Source organism: Streptomyces sp. NPDC053665 (assembly GCF_055585285.1).
In genome coordinates this window covers 32,149-52,750 of the sequence record NZ_JBVJKK010000007.1, presented here as the reverse complement: position 1 = coordinate 52,750, position 20,602 = coordinate 32,149, and the positions used below count along the sequence as shown (strand labels likewise).

20 protein-coding genes are annotated in these 20,602 nt (G+C 71.9%); 12 read left to right on the top strand and 8 right to left on the bottom strand.

Going from position 1 to position 20,602, the window contains the following annotated elements; genetic code table 11:
• Positions 1 to 149: 149 nt before the first annotated feature.
• Positions 150 to 527, top strand: coding sequence for an STAS domain-containing protein (locus ACZ6ZN_RS26045; protein WP_398112464.1), 378 nt, complete (start codon positions 150 to 152; stop codon positions 525 to 527).
• A gap of 243 nt (positions 528 to 770) precedes the next feature.
• The gene (locus ACZ6ZN_RS26040; protein ID WP_451880013.1) at positions 771 to 1,325 is read left to right on the top strand and encodes an ATP-binding protein; all 555 of its coding nucleotides are present in this window, start codon (positions 771 to 773) and stop codon (positions 1,323 to 1,325) included.
• 534 nt (positions 1,326 to 1,859) lie between these two features.
• Here ACZ6ZN_RS26040 and ACZ6ZN_RS26035 read toward each other — a convergent pair.
• Positions 1,860 to 3,398: a peptide MFS transporter gene (locus tag ACZ6ZN_RS26035; protein WP_398112462.1), complete on the bottom strand. Its 1,539-nt coding sequence runs from the start codon at positions 3,396 to 3,398 to the stop codon at positions 1,860 to 1,862.
• Positions 3,399 to 3,914: 516 nt separating this feature from the next.
• Between ACZ6ZN_RS26035 and ACZ6ZN_RS26030 the strand changes: the two genes are divergently transcribed.
• Positions 3,915 to 4,592, top strand: coding sequence for a response regulator transcription factor (locus tag ACZ6ZN_RS26030; protein ID WP_150481273.1), 678 nt, complete (start codon positions 3,915 to 3,917; stop codon positions 4,590 to 4,592).
• A 35-nt stretch (positions 4,593 to 4,627) separates the two neighbouring features.
• The gene (locus ACZ6ZN_RS26025) at positions 4,628 to 5,902 is read left to right on the top strand and encodes an ATP-binding protein (protein WP_398112461.1); all 1,275 of its coding nucleotides are present in this window, start codon (positions 4,628 to 4,630) and stop codon (positions 5,900 to 5,902) included.
• A gap of 35 nt (positions 5,903 to 5,937) precedes the next feature.
• Here ACZ6ZN_RS26025 and ACZ6ZN_RS26020 read toward each other — a convergent pair whose 3' ends face one another.
• Positions 5,938 to 6,429, bottom strand: coding sequence for a GtrA family protein (locus ACZ6ZN_RS26020; RefSeq protein ID WP_398112460.1), 492 nt, complete (start codon positions 6,427 to 6,429; stop codon positions 5,938 to 5,940).
• Positions 6,430 to 6,591: 162 nt separating this feature from the next.
• On the opposite strand from ACZ6ZN_RS26020, the gene ACZ6ZN_RS26015 reads away from it, so the two are divergent.
• From ACZ6ZN_RS26015 to ACZ6ZN_RS26000, 4 genes are all read left to right on the top strand, one after another.
• Positions 6,592 to 7,731: a 5-(carboxyamino)imidazole ribonucleotide synthase gene (locus ACZ6ZN_RS26015; protein WP_398112459.1), complete on the top strand. Its 1,140-nt coding sequence runs from the start codon at positions 6,592 to 6,594 to the stop codon at positions 7,729 to 7,731.
• Entirely contained in the window at positions 7,728 to 8,252 is a 525-nt protein-coding gene (purE, locus tag ACZ6ZN_RS26010; RefSeq protein WP_369194402.1) for a 5-(carboxyamino)imidazole ribonucleotide mutase, read from the top strand. Before ACZ6ZN_RS26015 ends, purE begins: the two co-directional genes overlap by 4 nt.
• Positions 8,253 to 8,257: 5 nt before the next feature.
• Positions 8,258 to 9,445 carry a dipeptidase gene (locus tag ACZ6ZN_RS26005; protein WP_451879356.1) on the top strand — a complete coding sequence of 396 codons (1,188 nt, stop codon included), beginning with the start codon at positions 8,258 to 8,260 and terminating at the stop codon, positions 9,443 to 9,445.
• A 109-nt stretch (positions 9,446 to 9,554) separates the two neighbouring features.
• Positions 9,555 to 10,688 carry a dipeptidase gene (locus tag ACZ6ZN_RS26000; RefSeq protein WP_451879357.1) on the top strand — a complete coding sequence of 378 codons (1,134 nt, stop codon included), beginning with the start codon at positions 9,555 to 9,557 and terminating at the stop codon, positions 10,686 to 10,688.
• Between the two features lie 30 nt (positions 10,689 to 10,718).
• On the opposite strand, the gene ACZ6ZN_RS25995 is transcribed toward ACZ6ZN_RS26000, so the two are convergent.
• Together ACZ6ZN_RS25995 and ACZ6ZN_RS25990 are read right to left on the bottom strand one after the other, a co-directional pair.
• Positions 10,719 to 11,111, bottom strand: a complete 393-nt coding sequence (locus tag ACZ6ZN_RS25995) for a VOC family protein (protein ID WP_469649919.1) — start codon at positions 11,109 to 11,111, stop codon at positions 10,719 to 10,721.
• 14 nt (positions 11,112 to 11,125) lie between these two features.
• On the bottom strand, positions 11,126 to 11,497 hold the full coding sequence (locus ACZ6ZN_RS25990) for a VOC family protein (RefSeq protein WP_398112456.1): 372 nt from the start codon (positions 11,495 to 11,497) through the stop codon (positions 11,126 to 11,128).
• Between the two features lie 140 nt (positions 11,498 to 11,637).
• On the opposite strand from ACZ6ZN_RS25990, the gene ACZ6ZN_RS25985 reads away from it, so the two are divergent.
• Positions 11,638 to 12,144, top strand: a complete 507-nt coding sequence (locus tag ACZ6ZN_RS25985) for a CGNR zinc finger domain-containing protein (protein WP_469649918.1) — start codon at positions 11,638 to 11,640, stop codon at positions 12,142 to 12,144.
• A gap of 202 nt (positions 12,145 to 12,346) precedes the next feature.
• Here ACZ6ZN_RS25985 and ACZ6ZN_RS25980 read toward each other — a convergent pair whose 3' ends face one another.
• Positions 12,347 to 13,690, bottom strand: a complete 1,344-nt coding sequence (locus tag ACZ6ZN_RS25980) for a UDP-glucose dehydrogenase family protein (protein ID WP_398112454.1) — start codon at positions 13,688 to 13,690, stop codon at positions 12,347 to 12,349.
• 188 nt (positions 13,691 to 13,878) lie between these two features.
• On the opposite strand from ACZ6ZN_RS25980, the gene ACZ6ZN_RS25975 reads away from it, so the two are divergent.
• Positions 13,879 to 15,036: an acyl-CoA dehydrogenase family protein gene (locus ACZ6ZN_RS25975; protein WP_451879359.1), complete on the top strand. Its 1,158-nt coding sequence runs from the start codon at positions 13,879 to 13,881 to the stop codon at positions 15,034 to 15,036.
• Positions 15,037 to 15,103: 67 nt separating this feature from the next.
• Here the strand turns inward: ACZ6ZN_RS25975 and ACZ6ZN_RS25970 are convergent, their stop codons facing one another.
• Positions 15,104 to 16,306, bottom strand: a complete 1,203-nt coding sequence (locus tag ACZ6ZN_RS25970; protein ID WP_469649914.1) for a phospholipase D-like domain-containing protein — start codon at positions 16,304 to 16,306, stop codon at positions 15,104 to 15,106.
• Between the two features lie 263 nt (positions 16,307 to 16,569).
• Here ACZ6ZN_RS25970 and ACZ6ZN_RS25965 point away from each other — a divergent pair, with 263 nt between their 5' ends.
• Positions 16,570 to 16,935 carry a four-helix bundle copper-binding protein gene (locus ACZ6ZN_RS25965; protein ID WP_398112449.1) on the top strand — a complete coding sequence of 122 codons (366 nt, stop codon included), beginning with the start codon at positions 16,570 to 16,572 and terminating at the stop codon, positions 16,933 to 16,935.
• Positions 16,936 to 17,013: 78 nt separating this feature from the next.
• Here ACZ6ZN_RS25965 and ACZ6ZN_RS25960 read toward each other — a convergent pair whose 3' ends face one another.
• Positions 17,014 to 18,294 carry an LCP family protein gene (locus tag ACZ6ZN_RS25960; RefSeq protein WP_469649911.1) on the bottom strand — a complete coding sequence of 427 codons (1,281 nt, stop codon included), beginning with the start codon at positions 18,292 to 18,294 and terminating at the stop codon, positions 17,014 to 17,016.
• A gap of 119 nt (positions 18,295 to 18,413) precedes the next feature.
• On the opposite strand from ACZ6ZN_RS25960, the gene ACZ6ZN_RS25955 reads away from it, so the two are divergent.
• The gene (locus tag ACZ6ZN_RS25955; RefSeq protein WP_398112447.1) at positions 18,414 to 18,971 is read left to right on the top strand and encodes an acyl-CoA thioesterase; all 558 of its coding nucleotides are present in this window, start codon (positions 18,414 to 18,416) and stop codon (positions 18,969 to 18,971) included.
• A 52-nt stretch (positions 18,972 to 19,023) separates the two neighbouring features.
• On the opposite strand, the gene ACZ6ZN_RS25950 is transcribed toward ACZ6ZN_RS25955, so the two are convergent.
• Positions 19,024 to 20,511, bottom strand: a complete 1,488-nt coding sequence (locus tag ACZ6ZN_RS25950; protein WP_469649909.1) for an LCP family protein — start codon at positions 20,509 to 20,511, stop codon at positions 19,024 to 19,026.
• Positions 20,512 to 20,602: the final 91 nt, after the last annotated feature.

Sequence of the window (20,602 nt, the reverse complement as noted above, 5' to 3'; positions counted from 1 at the left end):
GGCCTACCCGCTTTCCTGAGCCCACCGCAAGTGCGTTCTGTGGGCATATGTCCGTTTGTGTGCAGTTGTTCGGGTGTCGAAGCGTGGCGGGAGGGCGTAGTGTGCGAGGGCGTCAGCAACCAGCCACGACGTCGGGAGAGAGAGACGGCATGGACCGCGGGACGGTCGGCAGCGCACAGTCTGGCCGGCTTCTGGTCGAGGTGCGGGAAGAGGGCTCTAGTGCCGTCGTGACCCCGGCGGGTGAGTTGGATCACCACACCGCCGATCTGTTGCGTGAGCCACTCGAGGACTGCCTCGCCAAGGGATTCAAGCGCTTGGTCATCGACTGCGCGCGCCTGGAGTTCTGTGACTCCACGGGGCTCAACGTGCTCCTCGGCGCGCGGCTGAAGGCGGAGGCCGCCGGTGGCGGCGTCTCGCTCGTCGGCATGCAGCCGGTGGTCGCGCGCGTCTTCGAGATCACGGGAGCGGACGCCGTCTTCAGTGTCCACGACACGATCGAGGCGGCGTTGAGCGAAGGACAGGGCTGAGCGGCGGTGCGTCGGCGCACCGAGCCCCGGCCGGCCCCTCGTGACCGGTTCTCCACAACCGTCACGAGTTTGGTGCCGAATACATGGGTGTTCCGCCGGTCCCCCCGGGCAGGAGACATCCTGAACCTGTCGGCCACCGGGGTGGCAGTGGCGCCGCGCAACCGACCGGCCGCTTTCCGCGTGACTGACGGTGAAGTGAATCCTTTGAATCGTGAACTGGTGAATCGGTGAGGTGAAGCGCTGATGAGCACCACCCGGCCTTACCCGCCGGGCGACCGCGGGCCGGAGCCCAGCGGCGCTTCCGGGACGTCCGAAGGTGGCGAGCCGGCGGCCGGTGCGTCCGTCGAGGGCGTGGCCGCGCCGTCCGGAGCCGTGGCGCCGCCGGGGGGCCGGCAGGTGCGCCGGCTGAGCTTCGAGGGCGAGAGTGGTGTCGTACCGCTCGCCCGCGACTTCACCCGCCAGGCGCTGTACGCGTGGGGCTGGCTGCCGGCGGACTCCGCCGACCAGCGGGCCGCCGCCGAGGACGTGCTGCTGGTGGTGTCCGAGCTGGTCACCAACGCCTGCCTGCACGCCGAGGGGCCCGACCAGCTGCACATCACCTGTGACAACAAGGTGATCCGCATAGAGGTCTCCGACCGCGGCACGGGCCAGCCGGCACCGCGCACGCCCCACCGGGCCGGACGCCCGGGCGGCCACGGCATGTTCATCGTCCAGCGGCTGTGTCTGGACTGGGGCGTCGTCCGTACGCCCGGGGTCGCGGGCAAGACCGTGTGGGCGGAGCTGGGCGCCCCGGCCTGATCGAGCCGCAGCACGGGGCGTTCGCTTCCGCGGATGCCCCGGCCCGGCGTCGGCTCCCTCCCGGCTGCACCGACCCTGCTGTGCGCCTCCCGGCGTCTCCAGCACCCGTTGAGCCGTCCGGGTGACACCCGAAGGCCGCGGGGGGCCCTTCAGGGCCCTGCCAAGGCGTTCCTGGAGCCGACGAGGGCCCCGAGGGCCGCAGACCGCCTCGCTGCTCCGGCAGGGCGTCGCCGCCCACTCGGCCGCGCGACCGACACCGGCCTCATTCGTCCAGCACCCCGACTACTCCCGCCCACCGGCCGCTTCAGCACGCGCCGGTTGTTCTCCGTACGTCGGCCGCTGCAACAGGCTGCGTGTGCGCGCTGCCCGGCGGCGTCCCCGTCCTGCCATGAGCAGCTGGTGGGCCGTGGGGGCCCGGGCGGCTCCCCTGCACCCGCCGGCATTAGGCCTGGCGTCCCGCCAGGAGGGCCGGGCATGCGGAAGGGCCGCCACCCCCGAGTGGGGTGGCGGCCCTTCCGTGAGGTCGCCGGAGGGTCAGCGCACGTCGCCCATCAGGGCCTTGACCTTCCTGCGGTACATGTACACCGCGACACCCGCCGCGGCGGCCAGGACCGCCTCCACGGCGACCGCCCCGGTGCCGCTGAGGTCGACGCCGCCGACGGCCGGGTTGGAGAGCAGACCCGTCACCGAGTCGCCCGCCGTGACGGCGAGGAACCAGACACCCATCATCTGGCTGGCGTACTTGGCCGGAGCCATCTTCGTGGTCACCGACAGGCCCACGGGGGAGAGGCACAGCTCGCCCACCGTCTGGATCAGGTAGATGCCCACCAGCCACATCGGGCTGACCAGCTTGTCGCCGTCGGCCATGCCCAGCGGCAGCAGGAAGAAGAAGAACGAGACACCGATGAAGAACAGCGCCGCGGCGAACTTGGCGACGGTGCTCGGCTCCTTGCCCTTGCGGTTGAGCCACAGCCAGATCCAGGCGAAGACCGGCGCCAGCGCCATGATGAACACCGGGTTCAGCGACTGGTACCAGGAGGACGGGAAGTCGAAGCCGAGCAGCGAGCCCGAGGCCTTCGTCTCGCCGAACGCCTGGACCGTCGAACCGCCCTGGTCGTAGATCATCCAGAAGACGGCCGCCGCGACGAAGAACCAGATGTAGCCGGTCATCTTCGACTGCTCGACGTCGCTGAGTTCCTTGTCCCGCTTGATGCGGATCAGCACGCCGGCCGGGATGATCAGACCGATCACGGTCAGCGGGATCATCGCCCAGTTGAGCGTGAAGTGACCGGTGAGGCCGACGACGCCGTAGAAGACGGTCGCGACGATCAGCCACAGCAGGCCCTTGCGCAGCCACGAGGTGCGCTCCTCGGCGGCCAGCGGCTTGGGCACGAGGTTGCTCTGCGGGCTCAGGTGGCGGGTGCCGAGGAGGAAGGCGATGAGGCCGATGCCCATGCCGACCGCGGCGAGACCGAAGCCGAGGTGCCAGCTGACCTGCTGGCCGACGGTGCCGATGATCAGCGGCGCGAAGAAGGCACCCATGTTGATGCCCATGTAGAAGATCGTGAAGCCGCCGTCACGGCGCGGGTCGTCCGGGCCGTCGTAGAGGTGGCCGACCATCGTGGAGATGTTGGCCTTCAGCAGACCGGAGCCGAGTGCGACCAGGCCCAGACCGGCGAAGAACGGTGCCTGGCCGCCGGGCAGGGCGAGCACCAGGTGACCCGCCATGATCGTGACCGCGGCGATCGCCACCGTCTTGCGCGGACCCCAGACCCGGTCGCCGAGCCAGCCGCCGGGCATGGCGAGCAGGTACACCATCGACAGGTAGACCGAGTAGATCGCCGTCGTCGTGGCGAGGTCCATGCCCAGACCGCCGCCCATGCTGCCCTTCTTGGCGTCGGGGCCGCCGGAGAGCAGGTACACGACGAGCAGGGCCCGCATGCCGTAGAAGCTGAAGCGCTCCCACATCTCGGTCATGAAGAGAGTGGCCAGTCCGCGGGGGTGGCCGAAGAAGGTCTTCTCGGAACCGGGGGTGCCCGGTCGGGCCGAGTCCTTCGTCAGGCTGGACGCCATGGTCGTTCCTTGCTGCTCGGGACGCGTACCGCAGCAAGCGGTGGCGCGCCCGGTGGGGGTTGCCGGCACCGGTGCGTACGGCCGTCCGCCCGACGCCTTCGGGGGTCCGCTCCGGATCACGAAGCGGTGGGCGGTCGCCACCGGGATCCACGCCCTCACGCGCATCGCCGCACGCGAAGGCCCGGCCACAGGTCGTTCACTTTCGGGGGCCGGCGGGAACCGGCCCGCACACAAAAGAGACCTTCAGGGCAAACGGCCTCTGAAGGTCGCCGCGGTGCTACAGGCGTTGCATCACCATACGGCAGGACACCGCCGGATATGGAAGGGTTTGAGACGCGGATCACAGGTCTCGACGGAACCGCGCACCCGGTTTCGAAGGTCCTTACCAGGATCGCACCCCACAGGCAGAGGTACGTACGCATACCCCAGGCGGGTGAGAGGCGGGTGTGCCCCCGGTAAGAGCGGCCCCTTCCGGTCACACCCCAGCTCAGGGCCGTGCAGGTCTACCATCACTGCATGACCCGAGTACTGCTCGCCGAGGACGACGCGTCCATCTCGGAGCCGCTGGCCCGTGCTCTGCGCCGGGAGGGCTACGAGGTCGAGGTGCGTGAGGACGGACCCACCGCGCTCGACGCCGGACTGCAGGGCGGCGTCGACCTGGTCGTGCTCGACCTGGGCCTGCCCGGCATGGACGGTCTCGAGGTGGCCCGCCGCCTGCGTGGCGAGGGCCACAGCATTCCCATCCTCATCCTGACGGCCCGCGCCGACGAGGTGGACACCGTCGTCGGGCTCGACGCCGGCGCCGACGACTACGTCACCAAGCCGTTCCGGCTCGCCGAGCTGCTGGCGCGCGTGCGGGCCCTGCTCCGGCGCGGTGCCGCCGAACCGCAGCAGCCGCCCGCCACGCACGGCGTGCGCATCGACGTCGAGTCGCACCGCGCCTGGATGGGCGAGGAGGAGCTCCAGCTCACGGCCAAGGAGTTCGACCTGCTGCGGGTGCTGGTGCGGGACGCGGGCCGGGTCGTCACCCGCGACCAGCTGATGCGGGAGGTCTGGGACACCACGTGGTGGTCCTCGACCAAGACCCTCGACATGCACATCTCCTGGCTGCGCAAGAAGCTCGGCGACGACGCGGCCAACCCCCGCTACATCGCCACCGTGCGCGGTGTGGGCTTCCGCTTCGAGAAGAGCTGAACCGCGGGCCGGCACGGGGGATCGGGTAAGAGAACATGCGCCGCCGACTGATCCAGTCCACACTCGCCGTGGTGCTCGTGGTGATCGCCGTCTTCGGCGTCTCCCTCGTCATCGTCGAGACGCGGACGATCAGCAACAGCGCCCGCGAGCGGGTCGAGTCCGAAGCGGTGCGGCTGGCCAGCATCGTGGACAGCCGGCTCTTCGGCGAGCAGCAGGTCGACGCCGAGGTGCTGCGCGACCAGGTCACGCAGGACCGCTACTACGCCGTCATCCGCATCCCCGGCGAGGCGCCCATCGAGGTGGGCACCCAGCCGGCCGGGGACGTCATCAGCGCCACCGCCCCCGGTGAGGAGGGCGAGACCGTCACCGTCCAGGAGCCGCGCTCCTCGGTGACCCGCGAGGTCGGCCGCACCCTGCTGATCATCGCCCTGGTCGCCCTGTTGGCGGTCGTCGCCGCCGTCCTGCTGGCCGTGCGCCAGGCGAACCGGCTCGCCTCGCCGCTGACCGACCTGGCCGAGACGGCCGAGCGGCTCGGCTCGGGCGACCCCCGCCCGCGGCACAAGCGGTACGGGGTGCCCGAGCTGGACCGGGTCGCGGACGTGCTGGACGGCTCGGCCGAGCGCATCGCCCGCATGCTGACCGCCGAGCGGCGGCTCGCCGCCGACGCCTCCCACCAGCTGCGCACCCCGCTGACGGCGCTGTCCATGCGGCTGGAGGAGATCACCCTCACCGACGACCCGGACACGGTGAAGGAGGAGGCCACGATCGCGCTGACGCAGGTCGAGCGGTTGACGGACGTGGTGGAACGGCTGCTGACCAACTCGCGCGATCCGCGCACGGGCTCCGCCGTCACCTTCGACCTCGACGAGGTCATCCAGCAGCAGCTCGCCGAGTGGCGGCCGGCGTACCGCAGCGCGGGCCGGGCGATCGTCAGCTCCGGCAAGCGCCACTTGGAGGCGGTCGGCACACCCGGCGCGGTGGCGCAGGTCCTCGCCGCGCTGATCGAGAACTCGCTGATGCACGGCGGCGGCACGGTCGCGCTGCGCACGCGCGTCACCGGCAACCAGGCCGTCATCGAGGTCACCGACGAGGGCCCCGGCGTCCCCGCGGACCTGGGCGCCCGGATCTTCGAGCGCGCGATCAGCGGCCGCAACTCCACGGGCATCGGCCTGGCGGTCGCCCGCGACCTCGCCGAGGCCGACGGCGGCCGCCTGGAGATGCTGCAGACCAAGCCCCCGGTCTTCGGCCTGTTCCTGTCCCGCACCCCGGTGCAGAAGTCCCTCGACGGCGACGAGCCGACGGTCCGCTAGGTCCGGTCCGCGGGAGGGCCGGGTGCCCGCCGGCCCTAAGGCACCCGCTGGCCGGTCCGGGCCGGGCGGACCGGTTCCGGCCGGGCCACCGGCTCCGCGGCGGCGGGCAGGGCCCGGAAGACCCAGGAGCGGTAGGACCAGAAGCGGAACAGGGTCGCGACGCCGATGCCGACGAACTTGAAGACGTTGTTCTGCAGCGGGGTGTTCCAGCCGAAGCCGTACGTGGCCGTGTACAGCACGCCGTTCTCGATGACCAGGCCGACCGCGCTGAACAGCAGGAACAGGGTCAGCTCACGGGTCCGGCCGGACTTGTCGCGGTCCCGGTAGGTGAAGTAGCGGAAGCCGACGTAGTTGAAGGCGATCGACACGACGGTCGCGATGACGCTGGCCCGGACCACCGGGAGGTCGGTGACGTGCCGCACCAGGTTGAACACCAGCAGGTTGACCAGCACCCCGGCCCCGCCCACCGCGCCGAACTTGGCGACTTCGCGGACGAAACGCCGAAGCCCGGAGGCACCATCTGCCATGGTCGTACAGGCCCCCGTCCGTGGTCGGCGTCAACGCAGCCATGCTAACCACCCGCCCGCGCGATCTTCCTGCGGACGCCGGGGGACGGCCGCAGACGGTCCGGCCCGGCCCCAGGAGGGACGGGAAACCGGCCACCCTGGCGCGGCCGATACCCTAAGAGGGTGACGTTCCCGGTAGTCGGCATGGTCGGCGGTGGCCAGCTCGCTCGTATGACACACGAGGCGGGCATCCCGCTCGGCATCAGGTTCAAGCTCCTCAGTGACACCCCGCAGGACTCCGCTGCGCAGGTCGTGAGCGAGGTCGTCGTCGGCGACTATCGCGACCTCGACACGCTGCGCGAGTTCGCGCGCGGGTGCGATGTGATCACCTTCGATCACGAACACGTACCCACCGAGCACCTCAAGGCCCTGGAGGCGGACGGCATCCCCGTGCGCCCCGGCCCGGACGCGCTCGTGCACGCCCAGGACAAGGGGGTGATGCGCGCGAGACTCGACGCGATCGGCGTGCCCTGCCCCCGGCACCGGATCGTGTCCGACCCGCAGGACGTGGCCGCCTTCGCGGCCGAGGGCGACGGATTCCCCGTCGTCCTGAAGACCGTCCGCGGCGGCTACGACGGCAAGGGCGTGTGGGTCGTCGACTCCGTCGAGGAGGCCGCCGACCCCTTCCGGGCCGGTGTCCCCGTCCTCGCCGAGGAGAAGGTCGACTACGTCCGGGAGCTGGCCGCCAACGTGGTCCGCTCCCCGCACGGCCAGGCCGTGGCCTACCCCGTGGTGGAGTCGCAGCAGGTGAACGGCGTCTGCGACACCGTGATCGCCCCGGCGCCCGGCCTCGACGAGGCCCTCGCCCTGGAGGCCTCCGAGATGGCGCTGAACATCGCCAAGGAGCTCGGCGTCGTCGGCCACCTCGCGGTCGAGCTGTTCCAGACCCGCGACGGCCGCATCCTCGTCAACGAACTGGCCATGCGCCCGCACAACTCCGGCCACTGGTCGATGGACGGCGCCGTCACCAGCCAGTTCGCCAACCATGTCCGCGCCGTCCTGGACCTGCCCCTGGGCGACCCGCGCCCGCGCGCCAAGTGGACCGTGATGGTCAACGTCCTCGGCGGCGACTTCCCGGACATGTACTCCGCGTACCTGCACTGCATGGCCCGCGACCCCCAGCTCAAGATCCACATGTACGGCAAGGACGTGAAGCCCGGCCGCAAGGTCGGACACGTCAACACCTACGGCGACGACCTGGACGACGTGCTGGAGCGCGCCCGTCACGCTGCCGGCTACCTGAGAGGCACCATCACCGAATGAGCCCTGTTGTTGGCATCGTCATGGGGTCGGACTCCGACTGGCCCGTCATGGAGGCCGCCGCCAAGGCCCTCGACGAGTTCGAGATCGCCTACGAGGTCGACGTCGTCTCCGCGCACCGCATGCCGCGCGAGATGGTCGCCTACGGCGAGCAGGCCGACACGCGCGGGCTCAAGGTGATCATCGCCGGGGCGGGCGGCGCCGCCCACCTGCCCGGCATGCTCGCCTCGGTCACGCCGCTGCCCGTGATCGGCGTGCCCGTGCCGCTGAAGTACCTCGACGGCATGGACAGCCTGCTCTCGATCGTGCAGATGCCGGCCGGTGTGCCGGTCGCCACGGTGTCCGTCGCCGGCGCCCGCAACGCCGGACTGCTCGCGGCCCGCATCCTCGCCGCGCACGACGAGGACCTGCGCACGCGGATGCGGGAGTTCCAGCAGGAGCTCAACGACCAGGCCACCGAGAAGGGCAAGCGCCTGCGCTCCAAGGTCGAGGGCGCGGGCGGCGGTTTCGGGTTCGGGAAGTGACCGGCGTGCCGTCCCTCGACGACGCCCGGGCGCTGCTGGCCGAGTTCCCCGTCGTCGACGGGCACAACGACCTGCCCTGGGCGCTGCGCGAGCAGGTGCGCTACGACCTCGACGCCCGGGACGTGGCCGCCGACCAGAGCGCCCACCTGCACACCGACATCCCCCGGCTGCGGGCCGGCGGGGTCGGTGCGCAGTACTGGTCGGTGTTCGTGCGCACCGACTCGCCCGACCCTGTCGCGGCCACGCTGGAGCAGATCGACTGCGTACGCCGGCTGCTGGACCGGTATCCCGCGGATCTGCGCCCGGCGCTCACCGCCGCCGACATGGAGGCCGCCCGGGCGGAGGGCCGCATCGCCTCCCTCATGGGCGCGGAGGGCGGCCACTCCATCGCCAACTCCCTGGGCACCCTGCGCGGCCTGTACGCGCTCGGCGTGCGGTACATGACGCTCACCCACAACGACAACGTCGACTGGGCCGACTCCGCGACGGACGTGCCGAAGGCCGGCGGTCTCACCGCGTTCGGCCGCGAGGTCGTCCGGGAGATGAACCGCCTCGGCATGCTCGTCGACCTCTCCCACGTGGCCGCGACGACCATGCGGGACGCGCTCGACGCGAGCTCCGCCCCGGTGATCTTCTCCCACTCCTCGGCCCGGGCCGTCTGCGACCATCCGCGCAACGTCCCGGACGACGTCCTGGAGCGGCTGCCCGCCAACGGCGGCATGGCGATGGTGACGTTCGTGCCGAAGTTCGTGCTGCAGGCCGCCGTCGACTGGACGGCCGCCGCGGACGAGAACATGCGCGCCCACGGCTTCCACCACCTCGACACCACCGCCGGGGCGATGAAGGTCCACCGGGCCTTCGAGGAACGCCACCCGCGGCCCGTCGCCACGGTGGCGACGGTCGCCGACCACCTGGACCACATGCGCGAGGTCGCGGGCGTGGACCACCTCGGCATCGGCGGCGACTACGACGGCACGGCCTTCACCCCGGCCGGACTGGACGACGTCTCCGGCTACCCGAACCTGATCGCCGAACTCCTCGACCGCGGCTGGTCCAGAGCGGACCTGACCAAGCTGACCTGGAAGAACGCCGTCCGGGTGCTGGACGCGGCGGAGGACGTGGCCCGCGCGCTGCACACGGCCCGCCCGCCGTCCCACGCCACCATCGAGTCGCTGGACGCGCCCGCCCGCTGAGGCCCCCGGGGGCCCCGGACCCGTACCCCGAACGCCCCGCCCACCAGGAACAACCCCCTGCCGCGTGCGACGGTGACCGTACCTCACGAACGACCGTACGGGAGCCGCCATGGCAGACCTCCAGGACGAGCTGCGCCCCACCGCCGCGGCCGGCGAATTGGACGACCTGCCCGGCCCGTACCCCGACGAGGCCGTCGTCCCGGCGGAGACCTACGAGCCCGTCTCCGACCCGGACGACGCGCCCCTGACCCGGGCCCGCGCGATCCTCGCCGCGCACCCCGTGGCCGACGGCTACAACGGCCTGCCCTGGGCGCTGAAGCGGCTGTCCTGGTACGACCTGGAGGAGGGCGAGACCACGGTCGACACGGACGTGCCCCGGCTGCGCGAGGGCCGGGTCGGCGCGCTGTTCTGGTCCCTGCACCTGCCGGAGGGGCTGGACGGCGACCGGGCCGTCGGCGCCACCCTGGAGCAGCTGGACCTGGCGAGGACCGTCGCCCGGACCTGCGACGAGGGGCTGCGGCTGGCCACCACGGCCGGACAGGTCGTGGACGCCCGCAACTGCGGCCGGGTCGCCGTGCTGCTGGGGCCCGCCGGTGCGCCGGCGGTGGGCGACTCGCTCGGCATCCTGCGCCAGTTGCACCGGCTCGGCGTGCGCGCGCTGACCCTGACCGGGGTGACCTGGGCGAGCGAGGCCGGGCTGACCCGGTTCGGGGAGGAGGTGGTGCGCGAGATGAACCGGCTCGGGGTGATCGCGGACCTGTCCGGCGCGTCCGTCCCCACCATCCGCCGGGTGCTGTCCCTGTCCCGGGCGCCCGTGCTGTGCAGCCGCTCGGCCGCCCGCGCCATCCGCCCCCACCCGGCCAACCTCCCCGACGACCTGCTGGCGGAGCTCGGTGCGGCCAAGGGGCTGTGCCTGGTGCCGCTGACCGCCGAGCAGACCGGGCCGACGGTGCGGGACGTGGCCGACCACCTCGACCACGTGCGCGCGGTGGCCGGCGCCCACAGCGTGGGACTGTCCGGTACGTACGACTCGGGCTCCGCCCACCCGCAGGAGCTGGCCGACACCTCCTGCTACCCCAGGCTGGTCGCGGAGCTGCTGCGGCGCGGCTGGGACGAGGCCGACGTGGCCCTGCTCACCTGGGGCAACGTGCAACGCGTGCTGCGCGGCGCGGACTTCACGGCCCGTGCCGCCCAGCAGCGGCGCCGGCCGTCCGCCGCCACGATCGCGGAACTGGACGGCTGACTGGCCCGTCCTCACGGACGGGCCCGCCGGTCAGCCGTGCTCGATGCGGCAGAGGCAGAACGGATGCCCCGCCGGGTCGGCGTAGACCCGGAAGTCCTTCTTGACGTCGTCCTCCTTGTCCAGCACCCGTGCGCCCAGCGCCAGCACCCGCTCCTCGGCCGCGTCGATCTCCTCCCACGTCGACCCGGCGTCGAGGTCCAGGTGGAACTGCTGGGCGTTGCGGTCGGCCCGGGGCCACTCGGGCGGTGTGTGGTCCGGCGAGCGCTGGAAGGCGAGCCGGGGACCGCCGGGTATGTGCAGCACCACCCAGTCCTGACCGTGGTCCTCCGGCGTCCCGCCGACGACCTGCGCGTAGAAGCGGGCCAGTGCGCGGGGGTCGGCGCAGTCGACGACCACCGAACGAAGACGTGCCACCACGGACATGAACCCTCCCCGGGTCAGCAGGCGCAGAGGCAGAACGGGTGCCCGGCCGGATCGGCGTAAACCCGGAAGCTGCGCTCCCGGTCCTCGGCGTCGAGCACCTTCGCGCCCAGCGCCAGGACGCCCTTCTCGGCCGTGTCCAGGTCCTCCACCACCAGGTCCAGGTGGAACTGCTGGGAGTGCTCCGGCGAGGGCCATCGGGGCGGCACGTGTCCGGCGGCGGACTGGAAGGCCAGGTCCGGACCGCCCGGCACCTTCAGGTCGACCCACTCGTCCTCCCCGTCGGTCTCCACCGTCGGCGTGCCGCCGAGCACCTCGGCGTAGAAGCCGGCCAGTGCGCGCGGATCGGGACAGTCCAGGACGACGACACCCAGCTTGGCCAGTGCCATGACTTCCTCCTCGCATTCTCGTCACCCGTCGTGACATCCGTCGTGTTACCGACAGAGGACGGGTAACCGGTAACCGTTACTGCATGCTCCCGTATCGGCGGTAACCTCGCAAGGGAAAACGCGAGAGGTACGGTCCAGCCATGACGGAGAGATCGCCCGCGCCCGGCGGCCTGGCCCTGGTCGAGGCCCTGGTCAACACGCTGGACATCGAGTCGGGCGCCGACGCCCTGGACACGGCCGAGGGCCGGGCGCGTTTCGGGATCACCCCGCAGGAGGCGGACCGGGCGCGCGAACTGCGCGAGTCGCTGCGCGCGGTCCTCCTCGCCCACGCCGGGCATCCGCCCCACCGCGCGGTGACACCGCTCGGGGAACTGCTGGCCACGGCCCCGCTCGTCGTCACGGTCGACCCCGCGACCGGCGCCGCCGCCCTGGCCCCCGCCGACGGCCGCGGCCTGCCCGCCCGTGTAGCGGCCGCCGTCGCCGAGTCGCTGGTCACCGGGGCCTGGTCCCGGCTCAAGGCCTGCGAGGCCGCCGACTGCCACTGGGCCTACTACGACCGCAGCCCGGCCGGCCGCGGCCGCTGGTGCTCCATGCAGGTGTGCGGGGCCCGGGCGAAGATGCGCAGGTACCGGGCCAAGGAGGGCTAGGCGAGCGGCCCGCGTGGACCGGTCGCGCCAGGAGTCAGGCGCGACCGCACCGGGGGTCCGGCGGGGCCGGACGGGCCCCGGGAGCCCTCAACCGCCCCGCGGTCCGCCTCGGTGGGGCAGAATGCAGCAGGACGCCGGTTCGGCCGACTGAGCCTCGGCCGAACCGGCGTCATCTGTCCCGCGTGTCTCGCGCGCCGCGCGCTCAGGCCTGCGGGCGGCCCATCGCCCGGTAGGTCCAGCCGGCCTTGCGCCAGCGCTCCGGGTCGAGCGCGTTGCGGCCGTCCAGGATGACGCGGGCCGCGGCGACCTCGCCCAGGGCCTCCTCGTCCAGCTCGCGGAACTCCCGCCACTCCGTCAGGTGCAGCACGATGTCCGCGCCGCGCACCGCGTCCAGCGCCGAGCCGGCGTAGCCGAGGGTGGGGAAGACCCGGCGGGCGTTGTCCATGCCCTTGGGGTCGTAGACCGTGACCTGGCCGCCCTGGAGGTGGATCTGCCCGGCGACGTTCAGCGCGGGGGAGTCCCGCACGTCGTCGGAGTCGGGCTTGAAGGTCGCGCCCAGTACCGCCACGCGCTTGCCCAGGAACGGGCCGCCGCCCAGCGCCTGCCGCGCCAGCTCCACCATCTGGCCGCGCTGGCGCATGTTGATGGAGTCGATCTCCCGCAGGAAGGTCAGGGCCTGGTCCGCGCCCAGCTCACCGGCGCGCGCCATGAACGCCCGGATGTCCTTGGGCAGGCAGCCGCCGCCGAAGCCGATGCCGGCCCGCAGGAACTTGCGCCCGATGCGGTCGTCGTGGCCGATCGCCTCCGCGAGCTTGGCCACGTCGCCGCCGGCCGCCTCGCACACCTCCGCCATGGCGTTGATGAAGGAGATCTTCGTCGCGAGGAAGGAGTTGGCGGACGTCTTCACCAGCTCGGCGGTCGGGAAGTCGGTCACCACGAACGGCGAGCCCTCGGAGACCGGCGTCGCGTAGACCTCGCGCAGCAGCTTCTCGGCCCGCTCGCTGCGCACGCCCACCACGATCCGGTCCGGGTGCAGCGTGTCGTCGACGGCGAAGCCCTCGCGCAGGAACTCCGGGTTCCAGGCCAGCTCGGCGTCCTCCCCGGCGGGCGCGTGCGCGGCCAGGTAGGAGGCGAGGCGGTCCGCGGAGCCCACCGGCACGGTCGACTTGCCGACCACCAGGGCCGGGCCGCGCAGGTGCGGGGCGAGCGAGGCGATCGCGGAGTCCACGTAGGACATGTCGCAGGCGTACTCGCCGTGCCGCTGCGGGGTGTTCACGCACACGAAGTGCACATCGCCGAAGGCGCCCACCTCGGCCCAGTCCTGGGTGAAGCGCAGCCGTCCGCTGGAGCCCTCGATACCGGCGACGTGCCGGCGCAGCAGGTCGTCCAGGCCCGGCTCGTACATCGGGGCCTCGGCGCGCTCCAGCTTCTCGATCTTCTCGCGCACCACGTCGAGGGCCAGCACCTCGAAGCCCAGCTCGGCCATGGCCGCCGCGTGGGTCGCACCGAGATAACCGGTGCCGATCACGGTGATCTTCAGGGCCATGGGTGCTCCAGACGTCTGCGGCATGTCGTGCGCGCCCGAGCATATCCGGGGCCCGGCGGGCCGCCCCACGGGGCGACTTACGGGCTGTCGCCTAGCTCACGTATCACTCCGGTGGGCTACGTCATAAAATTTTGATTACTTAACGGTAGTTAGCGCCACCATCGCAGCGTTTTGGAGCGTGAGAGACCTTGGCCGGATCGGCTGACTTCGACCTGTACCGCCCGTCCGAGGAGCACGACATGCTCCGTGACGCCGTCCGCTCGCTGGCCGAGGCGAAGATCGCGCCGCACGCCGCCGCGGTGGACGAGGAGGCCCGCTTCCCGCGCGAGGCGCTCCAGGCGCTGGTCGCGAACGACCTGCACGCCGTGCACGTACCCGAGGAGTACGGCGGCGCGGGCGCCGACGCCCTGGCGACCGTCATCGTCATCGAGGAGGTCGCCCGGGTCTGCGCCTCCTCCTCCCTCATCCCGGCCGTGAACAAGCTCGGCTCCCTGCCCGTGATCCTCTCCGGCTCCGAGGAGCTGAAGAAGAAGTACATGGCCCCGCTCGCCAAGGGCGAGGGCATGTTCTCCTACTGCCTGTCCGAGCCGGACGCGGGCTCCGACGCCGCCGGTATGAAGACCAAGGCCGTCCGCGACGGCGACTTCTGGGTCCTCAACGGCGTGAAGCGCTGGATCACCAACGCCGGCGAGTCGGAGTACTACACGGTGATGGCCGTCACCGACCCCGCCAAGCGGTCCAAGGGCATCTCCGCCTTCGTCGTGGAGAAGTCCGACGAGGGCGTCTCCTTCGGGGCCCCGGAGAAGAAGCTCGGCATCAAGGGCTCCCCGACCCGCGAGGTCTACCTGGACAACGTCCGCATCCCCGCCGACCGCATGATCGGCGAGGAGGGCACCGGCTTCGCCACGGCGATGAAGACCCTCGACCACACCCGCATCACCATCGCCGCCCAGGCCCTCGGCATCGCCCAGGGCGCCCTCGACTACGCCAAGGGCTACGTCAAGGAGCGCAAGCAGTTCGGCAAGCCCATCGCCGACTTCCAGGGCATCCAGTTCATGCTCGCCGACATGGCCATGAAGATCTCGGCCGCCCGCGCCCTGACCTACCAGGCCGCCGCCGCCTCCCAGCGCGTCGACGCCGACCTCACCTACCTGGGCGCCGCGGCCAAGTGCTTCGCCTCGGACGTGGCGATGGAGGTCACCACCGACGCCGTCCAGCTCCTCGGCGGCTACGGCTACACCCGCGACTACCCGGTCGAGCGCATGATGCGCGACGCCAAGATCACGCAGATCTACGAGGGCACGAACCAGGTCCAGCGGATCGTCATGGCCCGCAACCTGCCGTAACCCCTCGGCGACCGGCCCGCAGCGCGGAACACCTCGGCCCCCGGCGCCCGCCGGGGGCCGGGGTGTCTCACAGGAAGCGGCGGATGGGGGTGACCGAGGCCTCGGCCAGACGCATCGGCAGCGGGCGCCGCCGCCAGCGCGCCGGGTCGATGGGCTCGCTCAGCTTGCGGTCGGCCTCGAAGTCGGCGTCCAGCCGGGCGGTGAAGTCCTCGTCGAGGACGGCCAGCAGGACCTCCTCGTCGTGCTCCATGGAGCGGCGGTTGAAGTTGGTCGAACCGATCAGCGAGCAGACCCCGTCCACCGTGAGGATCTTCGTGTGCAGCATGGTCGGCTGGTACTCCCGCACCTGCACCCCCGCGTCCACCAGCGTCTGGTAGTGCTGCCGCCCGGCCAGCAGGCAGGCCCGCTGGTCGGTGTGCGGCCCGGGCAGCAGGATCTCGACCTCGACGCCCCGGCGGGACGCGGCGGCGAGCAGGTCGATGAAGTACGTGTCGGGGGCGAAGTAGGCGGTGGACAGGCGCAGCCGCTCCTGCGCCGAGGTGATCACCACCCGCAGGATCGTCTGCATGTCCTGCCAGCCGAAGCTCGCCGAACCCCGCACCACCTGGACCGTGGCCCGGCCCGGCTGCTCCTGCGCGGTGAAGCGGTCGTGGTGGTCGTACAGGTCGTCGTGGCACTCGGCCCAGTTCTGCGCGAAGGCCGCGGCGATGCCGTCCACGGCCGGACCGCGCACCTGCACGTGGGTGTCGCGCCACTCGTCCGGGTTCCGCGCGTCGCCGCACCACTCCTTGGCTATGCCGACGCCGCCGGTGAAGGCGGTGTGCTCGTCGGTGACCAGCACCTTGCGGTGGCAGCGGTGGTTCTGCCGCATCGGCGACAGCCGCGTCGGCTTGCGGAACCAGGCCACCTGCACACCGGCCTCGTCCATGGCGTCCAGCAGGTCCCGCTCGATCTGCTTGGCCCCGAAGCCGTCCAGCAGCAGCCGCACCCGCACCCCGGCCCGGGCCCGCTCGGCCAGGGCGGCGGCGAACTCGTGGGCGATCTCGCCGCGCCAGTACACGAACGTCATCATGTCGACGGTGTGCCGCGCCGCGCGGATGGCGGCCAGCATCGCCGGGAAGATCTCGTCGCCGTTGCGCAGCGGGATCAGCTCGTTGCCCTCGGTCGCCGCGATGCCGATCAGCCGCTCCAGCCGTCTGCGCAGCCGCTGCTTGCGCTCCTCCGGGTCCTCCGGCCTCACCGACGGCCGTTCCTCGGTCTGCTGTGTCATCTGTGGTCTCCCCTGCCACGAACTGCTGGGCGCCCCGCCTGCGCGACGCCGCTCCCCGCGGACGCGCCATCCACCCTCTTTGCCGCTGCCGGTGATTTCACGCCGCCGGGAATGAGTCATGCCTCACAGCCGCGGGCCCCTCGGGGGCGGCCGGCGCCGCTTCGCACCCGCCCGTGTCCCCCTGTGGTGCTCATGGGGCGACAGGCGTAGGACGGGAAGGACGGGCGCCGATCCGCGGCTCCCGCTCCCCCCGGGAGGACGTCATGACCCAGCAGCCCGCCACCGCCACCCCGCTGAGCCAGGAGATGCAGGAGTGCGTCCAGGCGTGCATGACCTGCCACGGCGTCTGCGAGGAGACCATGAGCTCCTGCCTGCAGATGGGCGGCCCGGCCCAGATGCCGATCATGCGCGCCGTCATCGACTGCGCCGAGATGACCCGTATGTGCGCCGACATGATGATGCGCCGCTCGCCGCTGTCCGCCGACATGTGCGCGATGTGCGCCCGGGCCTGCGACATGTGCGCCGAGGCGTGTATGTCCATGCCGGACGACGCCCAGATGATGCGGTGCGCGGAGGCGTGTCGCCGCTGCGCCGACCTGTGCCGGTCGATGTCCGGCGCCACGATGTGAGCGCCGCGGCACGGCGAAGGGGGGCACCCGCCCGGGTGCCCCCCCTTCCTGCCGGCCGCCTTCGGCGCCCGGCCGTGCTCACTTGCCGGAGACGGTCACCGTCTCGTCGTTCTTCAGCTGGTTCACCAGCGTCTTCACCTTCGCGGTGTCCCACTGCAGGTTGCCGTTCGCGGTGTTGCCCGCGATCGGCATGTTCATGGACTTGCCGTCGCCGCCGCTGACCCCCTTCATCGCCCAGAACATCGACGCCAGGTCGTACAGGCCCATGTCCTTGTCGACGACCAGCGAGTCCAGGCCCGCGCCCATGGTCGGGTACAGCCTGAAGGGGTTCAGGATCGTGCTGGGGGTGGCGACCTGGTTGGCCAGGGCCGAGAGGAACTTCTGCTGGTTCTTCGTCCGGTCCAGGTCGGAGCCGGCCAGGGCGTAGCGGGTGCGGACGAAGGCCAGGGCCTCCTCGCCGTCGAGCGTCTGCTTGCCCTTCTTGAGGTCCGCGCCCGACTTGGTGTCCTTGATGTCCTGCGGGATGTCCATCTCGACCCCGCCGACCGCGTCCACGATGTTGGCGAAGCCGGCGAAGCCGATCTCCACGTAGTGGTCGATGTGCAGGCCCGTGTTGGCCTCCACCGTGCGCACCAGCAGCTCCGGGCCGTCCTCGGCGTAGGCCGCGTTCAGCTTCGTCTGGCGGCCCGTGGACGGGTAGAACTTGCCGGAGTCGGAGCCCTTGAACGACGGGATCGTGACGTTCGAGTCGCGCGGCAGCGAGACCAGCGTCGGGGCGCCGCCGCCGGTGTGCAGGATCATCATCGAGTCCGTGCGCTTGCCCTCGGCGGACCCGGTGTGCAGCTTCTTCTTCTCCTCGGCCGACATGCCCTTGCGGCTGTCGGAGCCGACGATCAGGTAGTTCGTGCCCTCGCCCGCCTCCGGCCGCTCGATGACCTTCGACAGGTCGACCTCGCGGTTCAGCTTGGAGTCGGCCCAGAAGTAGGTGCCGACACCCGTCACCACCAGCACGGCCGCGACCGTGATCGCCGTGAGCTTGATGCGGCGGCGCCAGTCCGGCGCGGGCCGCGGCTCGTACCGGCCGTCGCCCGGACCGCCGGGGCCCCTGCCGCCCGGGGTGCCGTAGACCTGGCCGGTGTTGTAGCCGCTGTCGTAGCCGTCGGCGGGTCCGTGGCCGGCGCCGTCGACGTACGACGGCTGCGGCGGCACCCCGCCGTAGCCGGCCTGCCCGGGCGGTGCCGCCGGGCCGCGGCGGACCTGCCGCATGACACGGGCGCTCTCGGGCTGTGCGCTGGAGCTGCCCCGTCCGTACCGGCTGCCGCGGTTGCCGCCGGAGAACCCCTCGGGCCAATCATTCATGCCGAACAGTGTGCAGGTCCCGGTGGTGGGCCATACAAGAGTCGTCGGAAAATCAGAGCACGGCTGTGGCGAAGCTGACACAAATCCCCCGCACGCCGCCGCGGCATAAGGTGGGGGTCATGACAGACCTGGCCCCAGCTGCGGATTCCGGCGCTTCGGAGATCCCGGGCAAGCCGACCTCGGCGTCCCGCACCACCCTCAGCCACATCATGACCCACAACGACACGAACCTTCTGGGGACGGTGCACGGCGGGGTGATCATGAAGCTGGTCGACGACGCCGCCGGGGCCGTCGCCGGGCGGCACTCCGGCGGGCCGGCGGTGACGGCCTCGATGGACGAGATGGTGTTCCTGGAGCCGGTGCGCGTCGGCGATCTGGTGCACGTCAAGGCCCAGGTCAACTGGACCGGCCGGACCTCCATGGAGGTCGGCGTCCGGGTGCTGGCCGAACGCTGGAACGAGTCCACCCCGGCCACCCAGGTCGGCTCGGCCTACCTCGTCTTCGCCGCCGTCGACGCCGACGGCAGGCCCCGCCGGGTCCCGCAGGTCCTCCCCGAGACGGAGCGCGACAAGCGCCGCTACCAGGAGGCCCAGATCCGCCGCACCCACCGGCTGGCCCGCCGCCGGGCGATCAAGGAACTGCGCGAGAAGCGCGCCGCGGAGGGCTTCGAGGACTGAGGCGCCGCCGCGTCCGCCCCGGGAGCGCCGGAGCCCTCCGGCCCGGCCGTCCCTACGAGCACGCCACCTCGTCGCCGCGCACCACGCCGAACTCGCCCTGCCCCGGGTCCTCCGCCCGCACCTTGCGCACCCGCTCGAAGTCCGCGCCCGCGATCACCTTCAGCGTCGGGCCGAGGCCCCGGACCGGGCGCAGCTCACTGCCCGGCAGGGCGGCGGCGAGGGACTTCGCGGAGCGGTCCCAGCGCGGGTCGTGGGCGACGACCGTGCGCCTGACGTCATGGGTGGCCGAGTTCACCGGCGCCTTGGTGGTGCGGAACCCCGTCGAGGCCAGGGCCGCGTCCACGCGGCGCCCGAGACCGGCGGTCCGGGTGCCGTTCTCCACCTGGACGCGGATCTGCTGCGGGGCGACCGGGACGATCAGGGCCGCGCCGCGCTGGTGGTGCACCGACAGCGGCTGGTCCTGGCGCAGGGCGTGGAAGAGCCGCTCGGCCTTCACCGGGTCCCACTTCAGCGTCGAGCCGACGCCCTTCACGGCGTAGCCCATGCGCCCGATCGGGACGGTGGTGAACTCGGACGAGGAGGGCGAGAAGTTCCGCATCGCCCGGCCCAGGTCCAGCATCTCGTCCGTGCCGAACCCCTTGTCCGCGCGCACCGAGCCCAGCACCGCCCGGGTCACGTCCCGGAACTTCATCGGGTTGAGCAGGATCCCGGACGAGGTGACCCGCTCCACCAGCGCCGCCAGGAACCGCTGCTGCCGCTTCATCCGGCCCAGGTCGGACGCCCCGTCGACATGGCGGGCGCGCACGTACTGCAGGGCCTGGCCGCCGGCGAGCGTGTGCCGGCCGGCCGGCAGGTTCAGGCCGGTGTAGCTGTCCTTGAGCGGGTCCGCGGTGCAGATCTGCACACCGCCGACCACGTCGACCGTCTTCATGAAGCTGGTGAAGTCGACCTCCAGGTAGTGGTCGATCTTCACCTTGGTCATGCTCTCCACGGTGCGCACGGTCAGCTGCGGCCCGCCCTCGGCGTACGCCGCGTTCAGTTTCACCGGGTGCCCGCGGTGGCGCTCGCCCGAGGTGCGGTCGACGTGCGCCGGTGTCTCGGCGTAGGAGTCGCGCGGCAGGCTGACCACGCTGGCCCGCTCCCGGTCCTGCGAGATGTGCACGATCATCATCGTGTCCGTGCAGTGGCAGGGGGCGCCGCCCAGCCGGTACCTGCGCCGCTCCTCCTTGCTGATCCGGTCGCGGCCGTCCGTGCCGACGAGCAGCACGTTCATGCCGTGGCCCGCCTGCGGGCGGTTCTTCATGTCCTTGAAGGGGTCGACCCGGGCGATGTCCGCGTCCAGGCTGGTCATCACCGCGTGCCCGATCCCGGCCGAGGCGAGGACCACCACGGACAGCGTGGTGACGACCCGCAGGCCCCAGCGGGGCCGGCGCCGCCCGCGCCCGGGCGGGGCGGGCCGGCGCGGGGTCCGCCGGGAGGGCGGCTGGGGGCGGCGTTGCGGGGCGGCGGTGGACCGAGGGGACCGCGGCGGCGTGGGCATGGGGCACCTCCGGACGACGGCCGTGCGTGGGATCCGTGAAACCGTAGGCCGATACGATCTGCGGCCCGCGGTACCGCCCCGGCGGCGCGCA

Coding starts and splice junctions, on each gene's coding strand:
- ACZ6ZN_RS26045 (WP_398112464.1), top strand. CDS start 150: ATGGACCGCGGGACGGTCGGCAGCGCACAGTCTGGCCGGCTTCTGGTC.
- ACZ6ZN_RS26040 (WP_451880013.1), top strand. CDS start 771: ATGAGCACCACCCGGCCTTACCCGCCGGGCGACCGCGGGCCGGAGCCC.
- ACZ6ZN_RS26035 (WP_398112462.1), bottom strand. CDS start 3,398: ATGGCGTCCAGCCTGACGAAGGACTCGGCCCGACCGGGCACCCCCGGT.
- ACZ6ZN_RS26030 (WP_150481273.1), top strand. CDS start 3,915: ATGACCCGAGTACTGCTCGCCGAGGACGACGCGTCCATCTCGGAGCCG.
- ACZ6ZN_RS26025 (WP_398112461.1), top strand. CDS start 4,628: ATGCGCCGCCGACTGATCCAGTCCACACTCGCCGTGGTGCTCGTGGTG.
- ACZ6ZN_RS26020 (WP_398112460.1), bottom strand. CDS start 6,429: ATGGCAGATGGTGCCTCCGGGCTTCGGCGTTTCGTCCGCGAAGTCGCC.
- purE (WP_369194402.1), top strand. CDS start 7,728: ATGAGCCCTGTTGTTGGCATCGTCATGGGGTCGGACTCCGACTGGCCC.
- ACZ6ZN_RS26000 (WP_451879357.1), top strand. CDS start 9,555: ATGGCAGACCTCCAGGACGAGCTGCGCCCCACCGCCGCGGCCGGCGAA.
- ACZ6ZN_RS25995 (WP_469649919.1), bottom strand. CDS start 11,111: ATGTCCGTGGTGGCACGTCTTCGTTCGGTGGTCGTCGACTGCGCCGAC.
- ACZ6ZN_RS25990 (WP_398112456.1), bottom strand. CDS start 11,497: ATGGCACTGGCCAAGCTGGGTGTCGTCGTCCTGGACTGTCCCGATCCG.
- ACZ6ZN_RS25985 (WP_469649918.1), top strand. CDS start 11,638: ATGACGGAGAGATCGCCCGCGCCCGGCGGCCTGGCCCTGGTCGAGGCC.
- ACZ6ZN_RS25980 (WP_398112454.1), bottom strand. CDS start 13,690: ATGGCCCTGAAGATCACCGTGATCGGCACCGGTTATCTCGGTGCGACC.
- ACZ6ZN_RS25970 (WP_469649914.1), bottom strand. CDS start 16,306: ATGACACAGCAGACCGAGGAACGGCCGTCGGTGAGGCCGGAGGACCCG.
- ACZ6ZN_RS25965 (WP_398112449.1), top strand. CDS start 16,570: ATGACCCAGCAGCCCGCCACCGCCACCCCGCTGAGCCAGGAGATGCAG.
- ACZ6ZN_RS25960 (WP_469649911.1), bottom strand. CDS start 18,294: ATGAATGATTGGCCCGAGGGGTTCTCCGGCGGCAACCGCGGCAGCCGG.
- ACZ6ZN_RS25955 (WP_398112447.1), top strand. CDS start 18,414: ATGACAGACCTGGCCCCAGCTGCGGATTCCGGCGCTTCGGAGATCCCG.
- ACZ6ZN_RS25950 (WP_469649909.1), bottom strand. CDS start 20,511: ATGCCCACGCCGCCGCGGTCCCCTCGGTCCACCGCCGCCCCGCAACGC.